This is a genomic window from Velazquezella soli, assembly GCF_977018685.1.
The window spans coordinates 2,342,773-2,364,017 of sequence record NZ_CDRNXF010000004.1 but is presented as its reverse complement, the minus strand read 5'-3'; the positions used below and the strand labels follow the sequence as shown (position 1 = coordinate 2,364,017).

Below are 21,245 nucleotides of genomic sequence, written 5' to 3'. Positions count from 1 at the left end.
ACCGACGTTCTCAACCGTATGGAACGAGTGTAGCGTCGCCCGAAGCGCTGGTTTGGGACCAGAGGGTCGGGAGTTCGAATCTCTCCACTCCGACCATTGCCTTCAAAAGAGCGTCGCGCTCAGCAGTTGCCGAAGCGTCACGCTAGCAAAAGTCGGATGTTTCAGTTCATGACGGCCAAGATCTATCGTCCCGCAAAAACTGCAATGCAATCTGGCAAAGCCAAGACGCATCTCTGGCTCATCGAATTCGACCAGGAAGAGCCACGCCGGATCGATCCGATCCTTGGCTATACATCTTCCGGAGACATGAAGCAGCAGGTGCGCCTGACCTTTGAAAGTCAGGAACTTGCCGAAGCCTACGCCAAGCGCGAAGGCATCGAATACCGCGTAGTCCAGCCAAAGGAACCCGCGCGTCAAGCTGCTTCCTACACCGACAATTTCCGCTTCAATCGCTCTCAGCCCTGGACGCACTGACATCCTGTCTGCGTTCTGTTAGAAGCGTCTTAGCAGGCCCCTTAGCTCAGCTGGATAGAGCACCTGCCTTCTAAGCAGGTGGTCGCAGGTTCGAATCCTGCAGGGGTCGCCAAAACCATCTCCCAAAAAATTGCGACTGCCGCTTGAGCGGAGGAATATCGCCTTGAGCAAAGCGCTGCTTCGGAGCTGGATATAGAGACCAAGAATCTCTGGCGTGACGGCAACAAAAAAACCGAACAATGGAGGTCCCATTGTTCGGCGAGTTGAGTGCTGGAACCAAGAGATGGCGTCCGAGCTTTTGGGTACGATCTGGATGTTAACCTGGGGTGAAGACCTCAGGCGAATACTTGAGTGAGAATACCTGCCGGCCAATCGTGCAACGACGTTACCTCATGACCCGACTTGGTTGCATCTCGCAATGCCAGCGATCAGCAAGTGGTAGCAGCGCCGCCGCAGTTCAACTTCTTGCTGAGGTTCGTGAATTGCGTGCTTAGTGCACCGCCGAGCGTCTGTGCACCAGCGATCAGCGCGACAGAGATAAGAGCGGCGATGAGCCCGTATTCGATGGCAGTGGCGCCAGACTCGTCCTTCATAAAGCGTGCAAAAACCGACATGCAAATCCTCCTTGATTCGTGCCGTGGGACAAGGCGTCCCGACGTGCTGTTCTTTTACCGAACGTCAAAAGAGTGTTGCGTTAACAGGATCGGTTAATATGTTCCTATTGGCTAATGTGAGTTCTGAATGGTTAAGAAGTGGTTTTCGTGACCCCCCACGTGTGCTCATCGCCCGCCGGCGACCCGGTCGAACTGGATCCTTTCATTGTAGGATAACGCGTGCTCATGACCAAACCGGGCCTAGCATGCTGCCACCGGTACTCGTGGTGCCAGAGCGTTGCAGTGGGGTAGGACCTACCATTCATTCCTCCGCGTACCCAGCCTCACCACGTCATGTTGCGATGCAGCAACAGCGGGAGTTCACATCTTCGGGAAACTGATCGTGATCCCGCAATCGCATTTCAGCCGCAAAATCGATTCGAAGCTGCCTCATTCGAGCGTATATTCGCGGCGGTCAGTTCCGTTGCATCGGCAGGGGAAGGCACGTGGCGAAAACGGACCATTGGGTCTGACAAACTCGCCTCCATCGCATTGAAACGGGTGTTCCGGGTGACCTCGCGGTTGCTTGCGCCTCAACATTGTCTTGAGCCTTCGAGTGGGGATCAAATGAACAGAAGTCTATTGGCCGGCGGCGTCGCGCTGTTTGCGGCAATCTTTGCGGTTGGCCCGTTTTCGGCATTGAGCGCTCATGCGGCGGACAGGCCGCTGATCTGGCAGCCCGTCAAGAATTCGGACAGAAGCTATTCCGTCAAGCTCGGCTTCAGGTTGCCGACAGAGCTGGAGCCCGAGGCGGGCTTCAACGTCGGTGTCGATGCGAAGAAGGACGGGTCGATGAACACGCCGCTTCGGCTGTGGGGCAGCATGAAGATGAAGTCGATCCAGAGGCCCGCTTACGAGGTCGAACGCAAGATCGGGATCGATTACGACGGATTGGCCGAAACGGCCGCCGTCAGCATGAACTACCACCAAACGCAGATCGTCACGTCGACGATCGATGTCGAGCGCAATGCGAGCTATGTCATGCGCTACGACGGGCTCAATCAGGACTGGAGTGGCCTCGACGCCAACCAGACCCTCAGGCTGTCCCGGGCAAACACCGGCACAGCCGTGGTCGTCCGCGCAACGGCGATCGATACGTTTCGTATCGGCGGCGCGGGGCTGGGACTCGAGCAGAAACTAGGTGACAGCCTGACACTCAGCGGCTCCGTCGATCGCTATTCGGACGCGACCGCAGCAGTAACCAGCGTCAATGCCCGCTACTCATTCCAGTGGTGATGGCGCCCTGACGATTGTTTCGACGGGAAACGGAAAAGGGGCGCTCGCGGCGCCCCTTTTCTATTGCAGGTCATTCGCGTTGGCGCAGTCTGCCTAGTGCAGGATCTGGCTAAGGAACAGTCTGGTGCGCTCGTGCTGCGGATTGTCGAAGAACTCCGCCGGCGAATTCTCTTCCACGATCTGTCCCTGGTCCATGAAGATCACCCGGTTGGCGACCTGGCGGGCAAAGCCCATTTCATGGGTGACGCACATCATGGTCATGCCTTCTTCGGCAAGGCCAACCATCGTATCGAGCACTTCCTTGACCATTTCAGGATCGAGAGCCGAGGTCGGTTCGTCGAACAGCATGATCTTCGGCTTCATGCACAGCGAGCGGGCAATCGCCACGCGCTGCTGCTGACCGCCGGAGAGCTGGCCCGGATACTTATGGGCCTGTTCCGGGATCTTGACACGCTTGAGGTAGTGCATCGCCACTTCCTCGGCTTCCTTCTTCGGCATCTTGCGAACCCAGATCGGTGCAAGCGTGCAGTTCTCAAGGATCGTCAGGTGCGGGAAGAGGTTGAAGTGCTGGAACACCATGCCGACTTCTCGCCGCACTTCGTCGATCTTTTTCAGATCGTTGGTAAGTTCGATATTGTCGACGACAATGCTGCCCGACTGATGTTCCTCGAGGCGGTTGATACAGCGGATCATCGTCGATTTTCCGGAGCCTGACGGCCCGGCGATGACGATGCGTTCGCCTTTCATCACCTTGAGATTGATGTCGCGCAGCACGTGAAAATCGCCATACCACTTGTTCATGCCGATGATCTCGACAGCGACATCCGTGGAGGAGACGGTGAGGTTTTTGGGTTGGGCGTCAGCCATTGTTTTTCCCCTTGTTATCGCTTGTGGCCGGTATCGAGATGCCGTTCCATAAAGGCGGAATAGCGTGACATGCCGAAGCAGAAAATCCAGTAGATAAGACCAGCGAACACGAGGCCGGTAAGCGGCGTCATGGGCGTGATCCAGGTCGTATCCGTAAAGTTGAGCCTGATGATGTTCAAGAGGTCGAACATGCCGATGATGGCAACGAGCGACGTATCCTTGAACAGGCCGATGAAGGTGTTGACGATGCCAGGGATCACGAGCTTGATCGCCTGTGGAAGGACGATCAGGCGGGTTTTCTGCCAGTAGCTGAGGCCGAGCGAATCGGCACCTTCGCCCTGACCTTTCGGAATAGCCTGCAGGCCGCCACGAATGACTTCTGCCATATAGGCGGAGGCAAACAGCGACACACCGATCACGGCGCGCAGGAAGTTGTCGATGCTCCAGCCGGTGGGCAGGAACAGCGGCAGCATCACGTTTGCCATGAAGAGAACCATGACAAGCGGTACGCCGCGGATCACCTCGATGAAGACGACGCAGAGCGTCTTCAATACGCGCATGTTGGAACGCCGTCCGAGCGCCAAAAGGATGCCGACGGGGAAAGAGACCGCGATGCCGACGAAGGAGAGGATCAGCGTCACCATCATGCCGCCCCAGAGCGGGGTCTCGACCCGCTGCAGGCCAAGAACATTGCCATGCATGAGGAAGAACGAGACGACCGGGTAGACGAGAAACAGCAGAACGGCGTTCAGCGCCTTGTACGGCAGTTTCGGAATGAGGAGAGGCACGAGCAGCACGATCATCATGAACCCGACCAGCATGACGCGCCAGCGCTCCTCGATCGGGTAGCGGCCGAACATGAACTGCTGGAACCGGTCACCGACAAACGCCCAGCATGCGCCTTTCCAGCCATCCGGCTGGGTGCCGCCCTGGACGACGGTGGCGCAGACCGAGCGATCGGCACCGACCCAGCTTGCATTGATGAACAGCCAGTTGATGATGCCGGGCAAGGCGAAAGCCAGCAATGCGATGGCGACGATGGTCAGCACCACATCCTTTGGCGTTGCCAGGAGATTGGTCCGGATCCAGCCACTTGCCGAACTGGCGCTGACCGGCGGCGGTTCCGGCGCGATCATGTCATTGCGAACGTAAGAGAGCTTGTGTGTAGACATGTCTTATCTCTCCACCAGAGCCATCTTGGCGTTGAACCAGTTCATGAACAGCGATGTCGCGATGCTGATGCTGAGATAGATGGTGAGCATGATCGTGATCATCTCGACAGCCTGACCGGTCTGGTTGAGTGAGGTGCTTCCGGTCGAAAACAGCTCGGGAAACCCGATCGCAACGCCGAGAGACGAGTTTTTGGTCAGGTTGAGATACTGGCTTGTCAGCGGTGGAATGATGATGCGGAAAGCCTGCGGTACGACAACCAGTCTGGTGATCTTGCCCGGCTGGACGCCGAGTGCAGCGGCGGCTTCCGTCTGTCCCTTGCCGACGCCCTTGATGCCGGCTCGGATGATTTCCGCGATAAACGCTGCCGTGTAGAGCGAAAGCGCCAGATAGAGAGCCACGAATTCCGGACGAATATTGGCGCCGCCGGAAAGATTGAAACGACCTTCGACGGGATAGTCGAAGGTCAGCGGCGAACCCATGGCGATGAATCCGAGAAGCGGCAGACCGATGATGATGGCGGCGGAGATCCAGCCGTTGGGCAATTGCTGCCCGGTTGCCATCTGGCGCTTGACCGACCACGTGCGGAAGACGAACGCGACAACGATGCCGACGAGAATGGCAACCGGAAGGATCCACGCGCCTTCGCCCCAGATCGTTGCCGGAAAGGTCAGGCCACGGTTGCTGAGGAAGGTCGAGAGCGGGCCCTGGATAGCATCACGCGGCTGCGGCAGAATGGCGAGAACGCCGGAATACCAGAAGAAAATGACCAGCAGCGGCGGAATGTTTCTGAACACCTCGACATAGACGGTGCAGAGCTTGGCGATCAGCCAGTTTTTCGACAGGCGACCGATACCGATGATGAAGCCGACGATGGTTGCCGTGATGATGCCGGTGACGGCGACCATCATCGTGTTCAGGAAGCCGACCAGGATCGCCCTGCCATAGGTCGAGTCGCTCGTGTAGGCGATCAGGGATTGCCCGATATCGAAGCCTGAGCGACCAGCGAGGAAGCCAAATCCTGTGGCGGTGTTGCTGCGGGCAAGATTGACACTGACATTGTGTGCGATCGACCAGACGAGCGCAACGAGAATGACCAGCGTCAGCACTTGGAAGAAGATGCTCCGCGCTTTTGGATCGTAAATGAGTGACGTGGACGCGCGCTTGGTTGCAGGCGCACGGATCGAGTTGTCCGTCATGCTTTGCCAATCCCCTGTGGCCCGTTGTGGGCCCTTATTGTTTTTGATTCTTATTGATCGTGGAGAATGTCTCGCCGGGCGGACGGAGCCACCCTGCGAGACGTCAGTCTATCAGTCGATTAACGGATCGGCGGTGCGAACTGCAGGCCACCCTTGCTCCACAGAGCATTCAGGCCACGTGCGATCTTCAGCGGGCTGCCGGAACCGATATTGCGCTCGAAGACGTCGCCGTAGTTACCGACGCCCTTGACGATGTTGTAGGCCCATTCGTTGGTCAGGCCGAGATCGGTACCGACCTTGGTGTCCTTCTCGGTGCCGAGGAAGCGGCGGATATCCGGGTTGGTCGAGTTCTTCATCTCGTCGATATTGGCCTGGGTGATGCCGAATTCTTCGGCCTGAACCAGGGCGTAGCCTGTCCACGAAACGATATCGAACCACTTGTCGTCGCCCTGGCGAACGGCTGGGCCAAGCGGCTCCTTGGAGATGATTTCCGGAAGAATGACGTGTTCGTCAGGGTTCGACAGCGCGAGACGCGTTGCATAAAGGCCCGACTGGTCCGTCGTGTAGACGTCGCAACGGCCGGCCTGGTAGGCGGCGTTTACTTCTTCGAGCTTTTCGAAGACGACCGGGTTGTACTGGAGGTTGTTGGACTTGAAGTAGTCGGCGAGGTTGAGTTCGGTTGTCGTGCCCGACTGAACGCAGACGGCAGCGCCGGACAGTTCAAGCGCCGACTTCACGTTCAGGCTCTTCGGAACCATGAAGCCCTGGCCGTCGTAGTAGTTGACGTAGCGGAAGTTGAAACCGAGCGCGGTATCGCGGCTGATGGTCCAGGTGGTGTTACGTGCGAGCACGTCGACTTCACCCGACTGCAGTGCCGTGAAGCGGCTCTGGGCCGTGGTCGGCGTGTACTTCACCTTCGTTGCATCACCGAAAACCGCAGCTGCGACGGCCTTGCAGAAATCGACGTCGAAGCCTTTCCAAGCGCCGGCCGAATCCGGCTGCGCGAAGCCGGCCAGACCGGTGTTGACGCCGCACTGAACGAAGCCCTTCGCCTTGACATCATCAAGCGTGGCCGCGGAAGCTGCCGAGGCAAAGCCAAGGACCGCTGCGCCAAACGCGGCAGACAAAAGCGTCTTTTTCATTTTCCCAACCTTATCTGTTGTTTTGTGTGATCTCTCGACACAGGCCGTTCCCCTGATTTTATGAATACGACCGGTCCCCCGCTGACCTCCCGGCGCGGGTGTTTATATCTCATTCGGAAACGAAGGCAGGGTCAAGGGCCACCCGTTCAAATTGCGTCCAAATTACGGTGTATTAGACTTTTCCGCCTACGCGCTGGGCAAATGCTCAAGCTGTGTGCGAGTTGTGGCGGTTTTTATACCGAACGAGCATGCTAATATTGCACCGGTACTGGGAATTGGGCAGCGGGGTTGACCAGCCTGGAGGGCGGCGGCAAAACTGGCGCTATCGTCAACGAAAGTGCATTCCGGACATGTCCCAGAAAGATAAACTGATCGAAGAAGCGGGTCAGAATACGCGCCTTGCGCATATCGGAAACGATCCACGCGCGTATCATGGCTTCGTCAACCCGCCTGTCGTCAAAGGTTCCACGGTCCTTTTCCCGAATGCCGAAGCGATGGAAAAGCGCAGCCAGCCATACACCTATGGAACCCGCGCGACCCCGACGACGGACGCCCTGTGCGCTGCGTTCGACCAACTCGAGGGTTCTGCGGGTACGATCCTCGTTCCATCGGGACTGGCTGCGATCTCAATCCCTTTCCTGGCTTACCTGTCATCGGGCGATCACGCGCTGATCGTCGACTCAGTCTACACGCCCTGCCGGACTTTCTGTGACACGATGCTCACGAGACTGGGGATCGACGTCGAGTACTATGATCCGGAGATCGGGGCAGACATCACCAAGCTGATGAGGCCGAACACCAAACTCGTTCATACGGAAGCGCCCGGCTCGAATACGTTCGAGATGCAGGACATCCGCGCAATTACGGACGCTGTGCACGCCTATTCCGCAGACGTCGTGGTGACGTTGGACAACACCTGGGCGACACCGCTTTATTTTCGTCCGCTCGACTTCGGCGTCGACGTCTCGATCCATGCGACCACGAAGTACCCGTCCGGGCATTCGGATATCGTCATGGGTTCGGTGTCGGCCAATGCGAAGCATTTTCCGGCACTTGAGGCGGCGAGGATTGCAATGGGCATCTGCGGTGCGCCGGAAGATTCCTACCTGATCCTGCGTGGCCTGAGAACGATGGGTCTGCGGCTGGACCAGCATCAAAAAAGCGCCCTTGAAATCGCCGAGTGGCTGGACGGTCGCGACGGCGTTGCGCGCGTCCTGCATCCGGCATTGCCAAGCTTTCCTGGCCACGAGATCTGGAAGCGTGACTTCAAGGGATCGAGCGGGATCTTCTCCTTCGTGCTGCAGGCCGAGCCTGAGAGGGCCAAGGCCAAGGCGCACGCCTTCCTCGATGCCCTGAGCTTTTTCGGCCTCGGTTACTCCTGGGGAGGATACGAAAGCCTTGCTCTGGTCGTAAATCTTTCCGACCGCACCATCCGCAAGCAGCCCATCGAGGGTGCAGTCATCAGGCTTCAGATCGGTCTCGAAGACGTGCCTGATCTCAAGAAAGATCTTGAAGCGGGGTTTGCCGCGGCGGCCGCGGTCTGATCGCGTCGCTACTCGGCGTCGAAACCGTAGAGCCAATCCAGATCCGCCGCGAGCGATTGCGGCGGACGCATTGAGAGAACGAAGTTGCGACCGAGCTTCAGCGGGCCGCGCGCATGATAGGCAAACCGGTTGAATTCCCCGCGTGCTCGCACCTTGGCGACACGACCGGCCCGTTCGGTCTCGTAGGCCGATAGCGCCTGCGCGAGCGAGGGCAGGGCGGCCACGCGGTTTGCCAGGATGAACGCGTCTTCGATCGCCATCGCCGCGCCTTGGGCCGCAAAGGGCAGCATCGCATGGGCGGCGTCGCCGATCAGAACAAGATCGCGGCCATTGTGCCAACGGCCCGGGGTCACCTGATACAGCGGCCAGAACGTCGGCTTGTCAGACGCGGCCAGTGTTTCGGCTATGCTCGGATGCCATCCTCTGAAATGACGCAGCAGCAGGTCTTTCTGGGCGGCGCTCGCCTCCGTATTCCAGCGATTGCCGGTGTTGCCGCCGGACGCGATGGCGACGATGTTGAAACTATCCTTCTCCTTGAGCGGATAGGCCACAATGTGTGCCGAAGGTCCGAGAAATGCACTGACGGCATTCGGCTTCAGCCAGGAAGGTGCCGCGCTCTTTGAAACCATGAAGCGCCAGGCGACACTGTTGGAAAAAACGGCTTCCGGACTTTTGGGAATTGCGGAGCGAATGCCAGACCAGACTCCATCTGCGGCGACGATCAGGTCATGGTGGCGTCCGGAGATCTCCGCCATTTCGTCTCGAACGGCGCTCCCAATCTTCGAGCCCAGCCGAAGCGTGCAGAGCGGGTTGGCGTTCACGGCGTGGAGAAGCGCGTCTTGCAGCGTTGCCCTATGGAGGACGCCATAGGGCGATCCCCACCGCTCGCGGGCGAACCGGCCGGATGGCACATAGGCTCGCCGCTGCAGCGAACGGCCCGAAACGAGCTGCACTTCGTCAGGTTCTGTCCACAACCGTTCCAGATCGCCGAGTACGCCAAGCTTGCTCAGCACGCGCGAAGCGTTCGGCGACAGCTGGAGCCCAGCGCCGACTTCCTGAAGGGAAGGCGCCTGCTCGAAGATGTCGCAGGTGATGCCATGGCGCGCAAACGCGAGCGCAGCGGTGAGACCCGCCATGCCCGCACCCACGATCGCTACTGTCTCGACAGCCATTTCTGGCTGCCGATCAGGCGGCCTTGACGTTGAAGACGCAGCCCGGAGGGTCGGTCTGTTCGGCCTTCAGGGTAGGGTTGTATTTGTACAGAGTGGAACAGTAGGAGCAGACTTTTTCGACTTCGTCGCCCATGTCGATAAAGATGTGCGGATGATCGTAAGGAACGGATGCACCAGTGCACATGAATTCCTTCACGCCGATCTGGATCGACGGGAAACCGCCGTCGTTCTGGAAATGGGGAATGCTGTGGCCGGCCATGGTCGTCTCCAATGCGTACAATAGGGCACGTCTGATTTGGCGCGGACATTACCGCCGCCGCTTTCAAAAGTGTAGTGCAAAAACCGCGATGCGAGGTGTCTTTCAGGGTTCAATCGCAAGCACCGATATCTTATGGTCCGCCGCCAAAACAGGATATCCCAGATGAACCTCAATGCCCCGGCCTTTTCCACCTTCAGCCATGACGGCCTGAGCCTCTCCTATCTGGATGAGGGGGATCCGGCAGGCGATCCTGTCCTGCTCATCCACGGTTTCGCTTCCAGCGCGACCGTGAACTGGGTGCATCCGGGATGGGTAAAGACGCTCGGCGATGCCGGTTACAGGGTGATCGCCATGGACAATCGCGGCCATGGCGGCAGTGACAAGCCGACCGATCCGGACGCCTATCGCCCTTGGGTGATGGCAGCGGATTCGGTTGCTCTGCTCGATCACCTGCGCATCCCGGCAGCGCATCTGTTCGGCTATTCGATGGGCGCGCGCATCTCGGTGTTTGCAGCACTCAACGATCCGGACAGGGTCCGGTCGCTGGTGCTCGGCGGTCTCGGTATCGGCATGACGGACGGGGTCGGGGACTGGGATCCGATCGCGGATGCGCTCTTGGCGCCCTCGCTTGAGAGCGTCAGCCATGATCGCGGCCGTATGTTCCGCGCCTTTGCCGACCAGACGAAAAGCGACAAGCAGGCACTCGCCGCCTGTATCCGCGGTTCGCGCGATCTGGTCGAACGCAGCGATATGGGCAAGATCGACGTTCCCACGCTGATCGGCGTCGGGACGAAGGACGATATCGCGGGTTCACCGCAGGACCTGGCCGATCTGATGCCGAATGCGACAGCGCTCGATATTCCCGGTCGTGACCACATGCTTGCGGTCGGCGACAGGGTTTTCAAGAAAGCGGTACTGGAGTTCTACGCGGCGCAGGCCTGAGCCTCGCACGACCGTAGACTGGCAAGACTTCAGCTTCCCTTGATTTAACGATCAACGAAATGCGATTTCGCCGGCGTTGGTGTTGTCGTAAATCTAATCTATATATCGTGGCTTACGCCAAAGAGGAGACGGCCATGGCCGCGAGAACCGAAGTTCGCCAGACCGAGGACATTCGCCAGACCGATAGTGTCGCTAGCGTCGACCCCATATGGGACACGCTGCGGCAGGAAGCACGCGTCGCAATCGACCAGGACCCGTTGCTGGCCGCCTTCCTCTATTCAACCGTCCTGAACCACCGTTCGCTGGAAGAATGCGTCGTTCATCGGATCTGCGAACGGCTCGATCATCCCGATCTGCAGGCCGTCCTGTTGCGGCAGACATTCATGGAAATGCTGGACGAATGGCCGGATTGGGGTGCTATTCTGCGCGTCGATATCCAGGCCGTCTACGACCGCGACCCTGCCTGCCTGCGTTTCGTCGAGCCAGTCCTCTACTTCAAGGGATTTCACGCCATCCAGACGCATCGCTTGGCGCACTGGCTGTTTTACCGCGGCCGTCGCGACTTCGCGCTCTATCTGCAAAGCCGCGCCTCAAGTGTCTTCCAGACAGACATCAATCCGGCGGCTCAGATCGGTAAGGGGATCTTCCTCGACCACGCGACCGGCCTTGTCGTCGGCGAAACCGCGATCATCGGGGACAATGTCTCCATCCTGCATGGGGTCACTCTCGGTGGAACCGGTAAGGAGGGCGCAGATCGTCATCCGAAGATCGGCAACGGCGTGCTGATCGGCGCAGGCGCAAAGATCCTCGGCAATATCGAGGTTGGTGCCTGCTCGCGTGTGGCGGCGGGCTCCGTCGTCCTCAAAGCTGTTCCGGAAAAATCCACCGTCGCCGGTGTTCCGGCAAAGGTCGTCGGGACCGCGGGTTGCTCCGAGCCGGCACGCCTGATGGACCAGCTTCTGCGCGCCGAGGACTAGTTCGCGCCCGGACCTACTTGTTCCAGGAAAACTCGGGGCAGGGTCGTGCGGTGGAGAGAACGGCGGCTTTACTTTCGCCTTTCTCCCGTGCCAAAAGCGCATCGATTTGATCGCAAAATCTGACGGAGAAGATCGTGAACCCCGACGAAATCAAGAAGATCGACGACTATTTCAAGCGCCTTCTGAACCCCCAGATCGTCGTCAAGGCGCGTCCCCGCAAGAACGATTCTGCCGAAGTCTATCTTGGTGATGAATTTCTCGGCGTCGTCTATCTGGATGACGAAGATGGCGAGCGTTCCTACAATTTCTCCATGGCGATCCTCGACGTCGATCTTTGATCGCAGGATCCGACTGGTTTTCAAGAAAAGTTGTCGAGAGGCCCTCCGTGGGCCTCTTTTGTTTTGGACGTAAGCCTCGAGCATGCAAGCTTCATTAGCATCTACTCTTCGACGGAATTGTGAGCGACAGGCGATCGCCGTTTTCGCGTCGGATCCGTACGCATGAAGCTGCAGCGTCTGAGGCTATGGCCATGATGCCGCCCGCCTTTTGGGTCAGTATGGCGGCAGAATTTGAGTTGCCGAATGTGGTGCTTTTGGCTCGTCGCGAGCCCCTCTCGGCGGAATAGTGATTGCACAGCGGGAAAGGGGGCTTAAAATCCTTTCCCAAAGAACTACCTTTAGCAAGACTGAAGTCCTGTCGACCGGTTGTTCGCTATACCGCCGCTGGATGACTAGGGAATGAAAGACGATGATCGCACTGCCGATCTTGATGGAAAATGAAAAGAACGGCGACGGAGACAACGCGGGCCGCGGAACCTCCGTCATCACGCGAACGAAACCGAAAACCAAACGGCCTAACCTGTACCGCGTTCTCCTTCTGAATGACGACTACACGCCAATGGAGTTCGTCATCCATATTCTGGAGCGTTTTTTCCAGAAGGACCGCGATGCGGCAACGATTATCATGCTCCACGTCCATAACCATGGCGTCGGAGAATGCGGAATTTTCACCTATGAAGTAGCGGAAACCAAGGTGTCCCAGGTCATGGACTTCGCCCGGCAACACCAGCATCCGCTGCAATGTGTCATGGAAAAGAAGTGAGGAACCCGACGTGCCAACATTTTCGCCTAGTCTTGAAAAGGCTCTGCACCAGGCACTGACCTTCGCGAACGAGCGGCATCACGAATATGCCACACTCGAACATCTGCTTCTGGCGTTGATCGACGACGCCGATGCGGCGGCGGTCATGGGAGCATGCAGCGTCAACCTGGATACGCTCCGCAAAACCGTGTCTGAATATGTCGACAATGAACTCGCAAACCTGGTGACAGGCTATGACGAGGACTCCAAACCGACATCCGGCTTTCAACGCGTCATCCAGCGCGCTGTGATCCACGTCCAATCCTCCGGTCGTGAAGAAGTGACCGGAGCAAACGTGCTCGTCGCAATCTTCGCAGAACGTGAGAGCCACGCAGCCTTCTTCCTGCAGGAGCAGGAAATGACCCGCTACGACGCGGTCAACTATATCTCTCACGGCATCGGCAAGCGTCCGGGTTCCTCCCAGGCCCGGACCCCGCGTGGTGCTGATGAGCCCGATCCAGACGCCAAGCCTGTTTCGCGCAACGAGGAGGAAGGTCCCGGCAAGAAGCAGCAGGATGCCCTCAAGGCATACTGTGTCAATCTGAACGAAAAGGCCAAGAATGGCCGTATCGATCCGTTGATCGGTCGTCATTCCGAGGTCAACCGCACGATCCAGGTCCTGTGCCGCCGCTCCAAGAACAACCCGCTTTACGTGGGCGATCCGGGCGTTGGCAAAACTGCGATCGCCGAGGGACTGGCAAAGCGCATCGTCGAGGGCAAGGTGCCCGAAGCGTTGGCCGATGCGACGATCTTCTCGCTCGATATGGGCACCCTGCTTGCAGGCACCCGCTATCGCGGCGACTTCGAGGAACGTCTGAAGCAGGTCGTCAAGGAACTGGAAGATTTTCCAGGTGCTGTCCTGTTCATCGACGAAATCCACACCGTCATCGGTGCGGGTGCAACGTCGGGCGGTGCCATGGATGCGTCCAACCTGCTGAAGCCGGCTCTGTCCTCTGGCCAGATCCGCTGCATCGGTTCGACGACCTACAAGGAATACCGCCAGTTCTTCGAAAAGGACCGGGCTCTGGTTCGACGCTTCCAGAAAATCGACGTCAATGAGCCGTCGATCGATGATGCGATCGAAATCATGAAGGGCTTGAAGCCTTATTTCGAAGAGTATCACAAGCTGCGCTACACCAACGACGCGATCAAGTCGGCGGTGGAACTGTCGGCCCGCTATATCTCGGACCGCAAGCTGCCGGACAAGGCGATCGACGTGATCGACGAGACCGGTGCAGCCCAGATGCTGCTGCCCGCTTCCAAGCGTCGCAAGCTGATCACGGAAAAGGAAATCGAGGCGACAATCGCCACGATGGCCCGCATCCCGGCGAAAACGGTTTCCAAGGATGACGAGATGGTTCTCGCCAACCTTGAGAAGGAACTGCGTTCTGTCGTGTACGGCCAGGACGTCGCGATCGACGCACTGTCGACCGCGATCAAGCTGGCACGTGCAGGTCTGCGCGAGCCGAACAAGCCGATCGGCTCCTATGTCTTCTCCGGTCCAACCGGCGTCGGCAAGACCGAAGTCGCAAAGCAGCTTGCCGCCTCGCTCGGCGTCGAGATGCTGCGTTTCGACATGTCGGAATACATGGAACGCCACACGGTCTCGCGACTGCTTGGCGCACCTCCCGGCTATGTCGGCTTCGACCAGGGCGGTCTCCTGACCGATGGCGTTGATCAGCACCCGCACAGCGTGGTTCTGCTCGACGAAATCGAGAAGGCGCATCCGGATATCTACAACATCCTGTTGCAGGTGATGGACCACGGATCGCTGACTGATCACAACGGCAAGAAAATCGACTTCCGCAACGTCATCTTGATCATGACGACGAATGCGGGTGCATCCGAGATGGCCAAGTCTGCGATCGGCTTTGGATCATCAAGACGCACCGGCGAAGATGAGGAGGCGATCAATCGCCTGTTCACACCGGAATTCCGCAACCGTCTCGATGCGATCATTCCGTTCGCACCGCTGCCGACCACGGTTATCCACCAGGTCGTCCAGAAGTTCGTGATGCAGCTGGAAAGCCAGCTGTCGGAGCGTAACGTGACGTTCGATCTGCATGAGGACGCGATCGCCTGGCTGGCGGAAAAGGGTTATGACGAGAAGATGGGCGCAAGACCTCTGTCTCGCGTGATCCAGGAATACATCAAGAAGCCGCTCGCCAACGAGATCCTCTTTGGCAAGCTTCGCAAGGGTGGCATCGTCCGCGTCACGGCCGGCAAAAAGGAAGATGGCACCGACGGTCTTCTTCTGGAGTCCATTTCGGAAACGGCCCGGGTAAAGCCAAAGCCTGAAGCGGAAGTGGAAGAGGCTGCCGACGAGATCAAGGCCAAGACGACGAAGTCAAAGCCTTCGAAGAAGTCTGCGCCGAAGGCCAAGGACAAGGACGGCGGTTCCGCCAAGGCAAATGTCGTCGACGACGGCGACGTGATTGCCGAGGAAGCTCCGGCAAAGTCCGCGCCCCGCAAGGGTAGCACCGTTCCACGCGTTCCAAAGAGCAAGTAGCGCTCTTTTCCATCCGAGAAATCGATGCCGGGCTTGTCCCGGCATCGTCGTTTTTGTAGGTCCCGTAACGTCAACCATTTACGGGCATGCCAATGACCACCGAAAGCTCCGAGCGCAGCGGCCTTGCGTGGTTTCTTAAGGGCATGCGCGGCATCTTCTCCTTGCCGGCTCTGATCCTGATGACGTCCTATGTCGGTTTCAGCGCATTTGCGGTCGAAGCCGGCCTGACACGAGGTCAGGCTGTCGCGATGACGCTCGGTATCTGGGCCCTGCCGGCACAGATGATCCTGGTGGGTTCGATGTTGGGCGGCGCCAACATCGCCGCGTCCTTCCTCGCCGTGACGCTGTCGTCGATCCGGATGATGCCGATGGTGGCGTCGATCATGCCGGAGATGCGCACGAAGAAGACACCGCTGCCGGTTCTCCTGTTTCTCTCGCATTTCATCGCCATCACGTCCTGGGTCTTTGCGAGCCTCAATCTCCGCCATGTGCCGAGAGAGCGCCGGGTTGCCTTCTTTGCAGGTTTTGGCATCACGCTGACCTGCACCAATGCGCTGATCGTCGGCGTCAGCTTTGGTGTCGTGTCTCAGTTTCCGCCTGTTGTGGCGGGTGCCTTGTTCATGCTGACCCCGGTCTATTTCATATCCTCGATCTGGGCGAGTGCAGCGCAGCCGGTCGTCCGGATCGCCTTCGTGATCGGCATCGTCTTAGGACCGGCGCTGGCGCTGGTAGCGCCGCAGTTCGACGTGCTTCTGGCTGGGATCGGCGGTGGCACGGTGGCCTATCTGATCGACCGCTATCGCCGCAAGCGCGGATCTGATCGGGGTGCCGCATGATGTTCGATGGGTACTGGACCTATATCGTCATCGCTGTCGCGGGTTTTCTCGCAACCGATATCTGGCGCTGGCTCGGCGTGATCGCAGGCCACCGGCTGAAGGAGGATTCCGAAACGCTTTACTGGGTGAGGGCGGTTGCCACGGCATTGGTCATGGCGGTGACGGCAAAGCTGATTGTATTCCCGACGGGAACGCTGGCGCTCTCGCCACTCTGGCTGCGGCTTGCAGCGGCTGGTATCGGCTTTGCCGTGTTTCTCCTGACCGGCAAGCGGGTCGCGATCGGCGTGCTGACACCGATCGCCATTCTCGTCGCAGGACTGCTCCTGCTTCAACCCTGATCAGAAGCCAAGTTCGCCGATGATCTTCTCGGCATTGGCAGCGAGGACTTCCTTGTCCTCCATCTTGCCCGTATGCGGCTTCAACGGCTGGTTCTCGTAGCGCGGGATGACATGAAAGTGAAGGTGAAAGACGGTCTGTCCGGCCGGCGCTTCGTTAAACTGCGTGATGGTAATTCCATCAGCATCAAACGCATCCTTGACGGCGCGCGCGAGCTTCTGAACCACCGGAATGACCTTCGAAAGCACCGCCGCATCCGCATCGAGCAAATTGCGTGAGGGCGCTTTCGGAACCACCAGAACGTGACCCGGCGTCTGCGGCATCACATCCATGAAGGCGAGCGTGTCGTCGTCCTCGTAGACGCGGTGGCAGGGAATTTCGCCTTTGAGGATCTTGGCGAAGATGTTGTTCGGATCGTAGTCGTGACCGGTCATCGGTGGCGTCTCCCTTTCTGCTGCTCAGTCTTGTTCTTGCCGTTCACCCTTGCGGAAAGGGCTGTGCTCGGAGAGGTACTCATTCATGTATTCCACATCCTCCCGCTCTCGCTTCAGGTAGTCAGCAATCGCGCTACGAAGGCCGGGATGGGCGATGTAATGCATCGAGTGGGTGGTGACGGGCAGGTAACCGCGCGCAAGCTTGTGCTCGCCCTGTGCGCCCGCCTCGACCCGCTTTAGCCCATGGGCAAGCGCATAGTCGATCGCCTGATGGTAGCACACCTCGAAATGCAGGAAGGGATGGTCTTCGATACAGCCCCAGTGGCGCCCGTAAAGCGCGTCACCGCCGATGAAGTTGATCGCACCGGCGACGTACCGCCCCTCGCGCTTGGCCATGACCAGAAGAATGTCGTCCGCCATGCGTTCGCCGATCAGCGAATAGAAGGCACGGGTAAGGTACGGCCGGCCCCATTTGCGCCCGCCCGTATCCATGTAGAACGTGTAGAACTGGTCCCAGATGTCCTCGGTCAGGTCCTTGCCTGTCAGCCAGTCGATCGTGATACCGTTCTCGAGCGCGGCTCGCCGTTCCTTCTTCAACGCCTTGCGCTTGCGAGACGCGAGCGTTTCCAGAAACGCATCGTGATCGGCATACCCGTCGTTGATGAAGTGGAACTGCTTGTCGGTTCGGTGCAGATATTCAGCCTCTTCGAAAGCGATGACTTCATCATCCGGCACGAAGGTGACATGCGCAGACGATATGCCGAGCTGCCGTGTCACTTCCTGGAGACCTTCCGCAAGCGTGGTCTGTACCATGTCGCGATCATAGCCCGAGGCAACAAGAAGGCGCGGACCGGTTGCGGGTGTAAATGGGACCGCACACTGCAGTTTGGGGTAGTAACGGCCGCCGGCGCGCTCGAAGGCGTCGGCCCAGCCATGGTCGAACACGTATTCGCCCTGACTATGGCTCTTGAGATAGCCCGGCACGGCGCCGATCAGTTTACCCTTGTCATCTTCCAGCAGGAGATGTTGGCCGTGCCAGCCTGTTTTTGCCGTTGCCGAACCGGATTCCTCCAGTGCGGACAGGAAGGCATGTGACAGGAACGGATTGTAGGGAACGGAAGACGTCCCTAACGGATCGGCCTCCTTGGAGGCGCCGGAAAGCCGCGACCAGCTTTGTGGGCTGATCGCGGCAATGGATTTTTCGATGCGGATTGTCAGGTTGCCGGTCATTGGATCCAATTATGCGGCAGGGTTCTCCCGTGGGTCGAACCCTTCGAAGGTCATCTGCTTTGCATATTTATAGGTATGTTCGACGGCCTTTGCATCCCTTACCGTCCAGGTAATGATCGGAATTCCGGCATCAGCCTGCGCAGTGACGAACGAGTTGGGAAGATGCGCCCAGTGATAGGAGATGAAATCGAGGCCGAGCTGCATCGCTTCGTCGTGATTGAAGAACTCCTCCGGCTTTGAGCCTTCGGCGGTGAGGCCCAGCGGGTAGGGCGCCTCGGCCTGCTTCAGTGCACGCAGAATGTGGTAGTCGAAGCTCATCAGGGCAACCTTGCCCTCATACCCTTCCAATACGTCGAGAACGTCGTCAACGAAGCCGTCGTCCTCATCCGCTTGGCGACCCTTGATCTCGATGACAAGAGGAACGCGACCGGCGACATGCGTGAGCATCTGCTTGAGCGTCGGTATCTTGTCCGCGGTGCCACCAATCGAAAGCATTCCGAGTTCTGCCGCGGTCCGTTCGCGAACGTCGCCCTTGATGCCGCAAAGGCGCTCCAGCTTGTTGTCGTGGAACACGACCGGGACGCTGTCTGCGGACAGCTGTATGTCGCATTCGATCGCGAAACCTGCATCAATGGCCCGGGAAAACGCTGACAGCGTATTTTCCCAAACCGTCTTGTTCATGTCGTGATAGCCGCGATGCGCGACCGGAACGTCCTTGATCCAGTCTGCAGATGTCATGCGGAGATCTCGATGATAGCCTCGATCTCGACCGCGGCGTTAAGTGGAAGTGCTGCCATGCCGACGGCAGCGCGGGCGTGCTTGCCGGCTTCCCCGAGCACGTTCGCAATGAGGTTCGAAGCGCCATTGGTGACGATATGCTGTTCCGTGAAGCCCGGTGCAGACGCAACGAAGCTCGACAGCTTGACGACGCGCTTGATCCTGGTGAGATCTCCGCCAAGAGCAGCCTTCGCCTGCGACAGAATGTTGATGGCGCAGAGTTCCGCGGCACGCTGCGCTGCCGGGACGTCGACATCTGCACCGACCAGGCCGCTGACGGCTATCTTGCCGTTTTCGGTGGGCAGCTGACCGGAGATATAGAGCATGTTGCCGCTGATCACGTAGGACACGTAATTGGCGGCGGGCGCTGCTGCCTCAGGCAGAACGATGTCCAGTTCCTGCAGGCGCGTCTCGATCGGGTTCGACATTTCGGTCTCCGGTTTTATTGTAAATTGCCCAAAAATCCTGCATCAAGGTCATAACCTCGGCTGATGGCGTTCTTACAACATCATGCATTGAGTCCAATAGGAGAATGTGAATGCTGCGCACGAGCCTTGGGATGTTCCTTGCCGGCGTGATGAGCGTGCCAGCGGCCTCCGCTGCCCCTATGAGCGCCGATACGGCGGCCCGCCTGCTCATTCCGCATCGCGCCGTCTACGACTTGAAGCTCAAGGATGCGTCCGAGCGGTCCGGAATCGAAGGGATGGTCGGACGAATGGTCTACGAGTTTACCGGCTCGGCCTGCACGGGGTTCACGACCAACTTCCGTCTCGTCACAAAGATAGATACTGGCGAGCAAACCCGCGTCAGCGACCAACAGACCAACACGTTCGAGGATGTATCGGCGCAGCAGTTTCACTTCGAGACCAAGTCGTTTACCGACGAACAGTTGGACAAGGAGGTCGCCGGTGACGCGACGACCGGCGAAACCGGCGTCAAAGTGGACCTGACCGGTCCCGAGGGGCGCGAGGTCGACCTTCCAGCCAGCGCGTTCCCAACTAATCACATGCTTGAAGTGATCAAGAATGCGAAGGATGGCAACCGGTTTTTCGAGGCACGCGTGTTCGACGGTTCCGAGGATGGCGACAAGTCGCTTCTGACCACGACAGTCATCGGAAAGCAGCAGGACCCGCAGAAGGAAGATCTTGATGCAGCCAAAGCCGGCGAGTTCTCCAAGGCAGCGTATTGGCCTGTGACCATTGCCTATTTCAACGAGGCGGCCGCGGGCGATCCGACGCCCGTCTACAACATGTCGTTCAAGCTTTATGAGAACGGCATCACGCGCGACCTGACCATGGACTACGGCGACTTCGTGCTTAGCGGAAGTCTGAGCAAGCTTGAGCTTTTGCAAAAGAGCGACTGCCAGGCAGATCAACGACCCGTTACCAGGTGACGACGGGGTGAATTTGCTGCCGTCCTTCTCTATATAAGCGGTAGTCGAGTATGCACGTCCACCGAGGCGTGGAGAGGAGCGGTGTCTATGAGTTCGATTGGTACCATTCTTTCTGTCGCGATCCTGACAGGAGCCGCCGCGCTGACACTCGCGCCGACGACGGTCTCGGCGCAGGAGTGCCGTACCGATCCCTATCCGGGGATCAACTGGTCGAGTTGCGCCAAGCGCAATCTGATGCTGAGCGGATCCGATTTCTCCAAGGGTAGTCTTGCGGAGGCGGACTTAAGCTTTACCGATCTGCGCGATTCGAATTTTGCAGGTACCAATCTCACCAAGGCGAAGCTTATCCGCACCTGGATGGCAGGCAGCAACGCCGAGGGGGCGAATTTTTCAAAGGTCGAAGCATATCGGTCCGACTTCCAGAAAGTACGCGCCAACGACGCGAATTTCACGAGCGCGGAGTTGGAGAGGTCCAATTTCTCGAAAGCGGAGTTGAACAACGCACGCTTCGAGAAAGCCGAACTCGGCAGGTCGAACTTCGACGGGGCCGTCCTGACCGGCGCAAGTTTCGCCTTCGCAAACCTGGCACGCGCCGACCTGACGAAGGCCGAATTCAAAGGTCCGCTCAATTTCCAGAGCGCCTTCTTCTTTCTGACGCGCATCGAAGGAGTGGACCTGTCGTCTTCGATCGGGCTCGATCAGCACCAGCTGAACGTGGCCTGCGGCGACCGGCGCACGAAACTGCCGGCCGGCCTGACACTGCCGGAAAGCTGGCCCTGCGGCGACCGCGAAATGGACTAGGGCTTCGGCCAGTCCCGCTCTTCCCAAAGACAGGCAGCGTCGAAAAACGCTTGCCTTTGTGGCCGATGCCTAGTATGGGCACGGGCATTCCACACGCAAGGCATGGGATGGTCCGGGAGAAATCCGGTCCGTTCCGCCCGGTGGCAGCCTCGAC

23 protein-coding genes and 1 tRNA gene are annotated in these 21,245 nt (G+C 58.7%); 13 read left to right on the top strand and 11 right to left on the bottom strand.

The window, feature by feature from the left end; all coding sequences use genetic code 11:
* The first annotated feature begins 168 nt into the window (after positions 1–168).
* Positions 169–474, top strand: coding sequence for an ETC complex I subunit (locus AC0JZ8_RS14925; RefSeq protein ID WP_471892832.1), 306 nt, complete (start codon positions 169–171; stop codon positions 472–474).
* Positions 475–509: 35 nt separating this feature from the next.
* Positions 510–586 (top strand) — tRNA-Arg (locus AC0JZ8_RS14920).
* Positions 587–902: 316 nt separating this feature from the next.
* Here AC0JZ8_RS14920 and AC0JZ8_RS14915 read toward each other — a convergent pair.
* Positions 903–1,088, bottom strand: a complete 186-nt coding sequence (locus AC0JZ8_RS14915; protein WP_062457386.1) for a Flp family type IVb pilin — start codon at positions 1,086–1,088, stop codon at positions 903–905.
* Positions 1,089–1,694: 606 nt separating this feature from the next.
* On the opposite strand from AC0JZ8_RS14915, the gene AC0JZ8_RS14910 reads away from it, so the two are divergent.
* Positions 1,695–2,363, top strand: coding sequence for a hypothetical protein (locus AC0JZ8_RS14910; protein WP_471892831.1), 669 nt, complete (start codon positions 1,695–1,697; stop codon positions 2,361–2,363).
* A gap of 93 nt (positions 2,364–2,456) precedes the next feature.
* Here the strand turns inward: AC0JZ8_RS14910 and AC0JZ8_RS14905 are convergent, their stop codons facing one another.
* From AC0JZ8_RS14905 to AC0JZ8_RS14890, 4 genes are all read right to left on the bottom strand, one after another.
* A complete protein-coding gene (locus AC0JZ8_RS14905; protein WP_062457380.1) occupies positions 2,457–3,230 on the bottom strand; it encodes an amino acid ABC transporter ATP-binding protein in 774 nt (257 codons plus the stop codon).
* A gap of 14 nt (positions 3,231–3,244) precedes the next feature.
* Positions 3,245–4,402, bottom strand: a complete 1,158-nt coding sequence (locus tag AC0JZ8_RS14900) for an amino acid ABC transporter permease (protein WP_471892830.1) — start codon at positions 4,400–4,402, stop codon at positions 3,245–3,247.
* A gap of 3 nt (positions 4,403–4,405) precedes the next feature.
* Positions 4,406–5,599: an amino acid ABC transporter permease gene (locus tag AC0JZ8_RS14895; protein WP_062457374.1), complete on the bottom strand. Its 1,194-nt coding sequence runs from the start codon at positions 5,597–5,599 to the stop codon at positions 4,406–4,408.
* A gap of 119 nt (positions 5,600–5,718) precedes the next feature.
* A complete protein-coding gene (locus AC0JZ8_RS14890; RefSeq protein WP_062457371.1) occupies positions 5,719–6,741 on the bottom strand; it encodes an amino acid ABC transporter substrate-binding protein in 1,023 nt (340 codons plus the stop codon).
* A gap of 350 nt (positions 6,742–7,091) precedes the next feature.
* On the opposite strand from AC0JZ8_RS14890, the gene AC0JZ8_RS14885 reads away from it, so the two are divergent.
* Positions 7,092–8,285, top strand: coding sequence for a cystathionine beta-lyase (locus AC0JZ8_RS14885; protein WP_471892829.1), 1,194 nt, complete (start codon positions 7,092–7,094; stop codon positions 8,283–8,285).
* Between the two features lie 8 nt (positions 8,286–8,293).
* Here AC0JZ8_RS14885 and AC0JZ8_RS14880 read toward each other — a convergent pair whose 3' ends face one another.
* A complete protein-coding gene (locus AC0JZ8_RS14880; protein WP_471892828.1) occupies positions 8,294–9,457 on the bottom strand; it encodes an FAD-dependent monooxygenase in 1,164 nt (387 codons plus the stop codon).
* Between the two features lie 13 nt (positions 9,458–9,470).
* On the bottom strand, positions 9,471–9,716 hold the full coding sequence (locus tag AC0JZ8_RS14875) for a zinc-finger domain-containing protein (protein ID WP_062580399.1): 246 nt from the start codon (positions 9,714–9,716) through the stop codon (positions 9,471–9,473).
* Between the two features lie 162 nt (positions 9,717–9,878).
* Here AC0JZ8_RS14875 and AC0JZ8_RS14870 point away from each other — a divergent pair, with 162 nt between their 5' ends.
* The 7 genes from AC0JZ8_RS14870 (at position 9,879) to AC0JZ8_RS14840 (ending at position 16,458) form a co-directional block, all read left to right on the top strand.
* Positions 9,879–10,658, top strand: a complete 780-nt coding sequence (locus AC0JZ8_RS14870; protein WP_062580401.1) for an alpha/beta fold hydrolase — start codon at positions 9,879–9,881, stop codon at positions 10,656–10,658.
* Positions 10,659–10,792: 134 nt separating this feature from the next.
* Complete coding sequence (gene cysE, locus AC0JZ8_RS14865) at positions 10,793–11,635, top strand: serine O-acetyltransferase (RefSeq protein WP_092662168.1); 843 nt, start codon at positions 10,793–10,795, stop codon at positions 11,633–11,635.
* 134 nt (positions 11,636–11,769) lie between these two features.
* Positions 11,770–11,973: a DUF3126 family protein gene (locus AC0JZ8_RS14860; RefSeq protein WP_062457352.1), complete on the top strand. Its 204-nt coding sequence runs from the start codon at positions 11,770–11,772 to the stop codon at positions 11,971–11,973.
* A gap of 409 nt (positions 11,974–12,382) precedes the next feature.
* Positions 12,383–12,736: an ATP-dependent Clp protease adapter ClpS gene (gene clpS, locus AC0JZ8_RS14855; RefSeq protein WP_062457349.1), complete on the top strand. Its 354-nt coding sequence runs from the start codon at positions 12,383–12,385 to the stop codon at positions 12,734–12,736.
* 10 nt (positions 12,737–12,746) lie between these two features.
* The gene (gene clpA, locus AC0JZ8_RS14850; RefSeq protein ID WP_471892827.1) at positions 12,747–15,284 is read left to right on the top strand and encodes an ATP-dependent Clp protease ATP-binding subunit ClpA; all 2,538 of its coding nucleotides are present in this window, start codon (positions 12,747–12,749) and stop codon (positions 15,282–15,284) included.
* Between the two features lie 92 nt (positions 15,285–15,376).
* Positions 15,377–16,120, top strand: a complete 744-nt coding sequence (locus AC0JZ8_RS14845) for an AzlC family ABC transporter permease (protein ID WP_062580406.1) — start codon at positions 15,377–15,379, stop codon at positions 16,118–16,120.
* The gene (locus tag AC0JZ8_RS14840; RefSeq protein WP_062457341.1) at positions 16,117–16,458 is read left to right on the top strand and encodes an AzlD domain-containing protein; all 342 of its coding nucleotides are present in this window, start codon (positions 16,117–16,119) and stop codon (positions 16,456–16,458) included. The genes AC0JZ8_RS14845 and AC0JZ8_RS14840 overlap by 4 nt, the downstream gene beginning before the upstream one ends.
* On the opposite strand, the gene AC0JZ8_RS14835 is transcribed toward AC0JZ8_RS14840, so the two are convergent.
* Genes AC0JZ8_RS14835 through AC0JZ8_RS14820 form a run of 4 tightly spaced genes read right to left on the bottom strand, consistent with a single transcriptional unit; the run spans position 16,459 to position 19,325 of the window.
* On the bottom strand, positions 16,459–16,890 hold the full coding sequence (locus tag AC0JZ8_RS14835) for an HIT family protein (RefSeq protein ID WP_062580407.1): 432 nt from the start codon (positions 16,888–16,890) through the stop codon (positions 16,459–16,461).
* A gap of 24 nt (positions 16,891–16,914) precedes the next feature.
* Positions 16,915–18,120: a GNAT family N-acetyltransferase gene (locus AC0JZ8_RS14830; RefSeq protein WP_471892826.1), complete on the bottom strand. Its 1,206-nt coding sequence runs from the start codon at positions 18,118–18,120 to the stop codon at positions 16,915–16,917.
* 9 nt (positions 18,121–18,129) lie between these two features.
* Positions 18,130–18,858, bottom strand: coding sequence for a glycerophosphodiester phosphodiesterase (locus AC0JZ8_RS14825; RefSeq protein ID WP_471892825.1), 729 nt, complete (start codon positions 18,856–18,858; stop codon positions 18,130–18,132).
* Positions 18,855–19,325 (bottom strand): RidA family protein, encoded by a 471-nt coding sequence (locus AC0JZ8_RS14820; protein ID WP_062457326.1) that lies wholly within the window; start codon positions 19,323–19,325, stop codon positions 18,855–18,857. Before AC0JZ8_RS14820 ends, AC0JZ8_RS14825 begins: the two co-directional genes overlap by 4 nt.
* A gap of 110 nt (positions 19,326–19,435) precedes the next feature.
* Here AC0JZ8_RS14820 and AC0JZ8_RS14815 point away from each other — a divergent pair, with 110 nt between their 5' ends.
* Both AC0JZ8_RS14815 and AC0JZ8_RS14810 read left to right on the top strand, forming a co-directional pair.
* Complete coding sequence (locus AC0JZ8_RS14815) at positions 19,436–20,290, top strand: cell envelope integrity EipB family protein (protein ID WP_062580412.1); 855 nt, start codon at positions 19,436–19,438, stop codon at positions 20,288–20,290.
* A gap of 87 nt (positions 20,291–20,377) precedes the next feature.
* A complete protein-coding gene (locus tag AC0JZ8_RS14810) occupies positions 20,378–21,091 on the top strand; it encodes a pentapeptide repeat-containing protein (protein ID WP_082476302.1) in 714 nt (237 codons plus the stop codon).
* Positions 21,092–21,245: the final 154 nt, after the last annotated feature.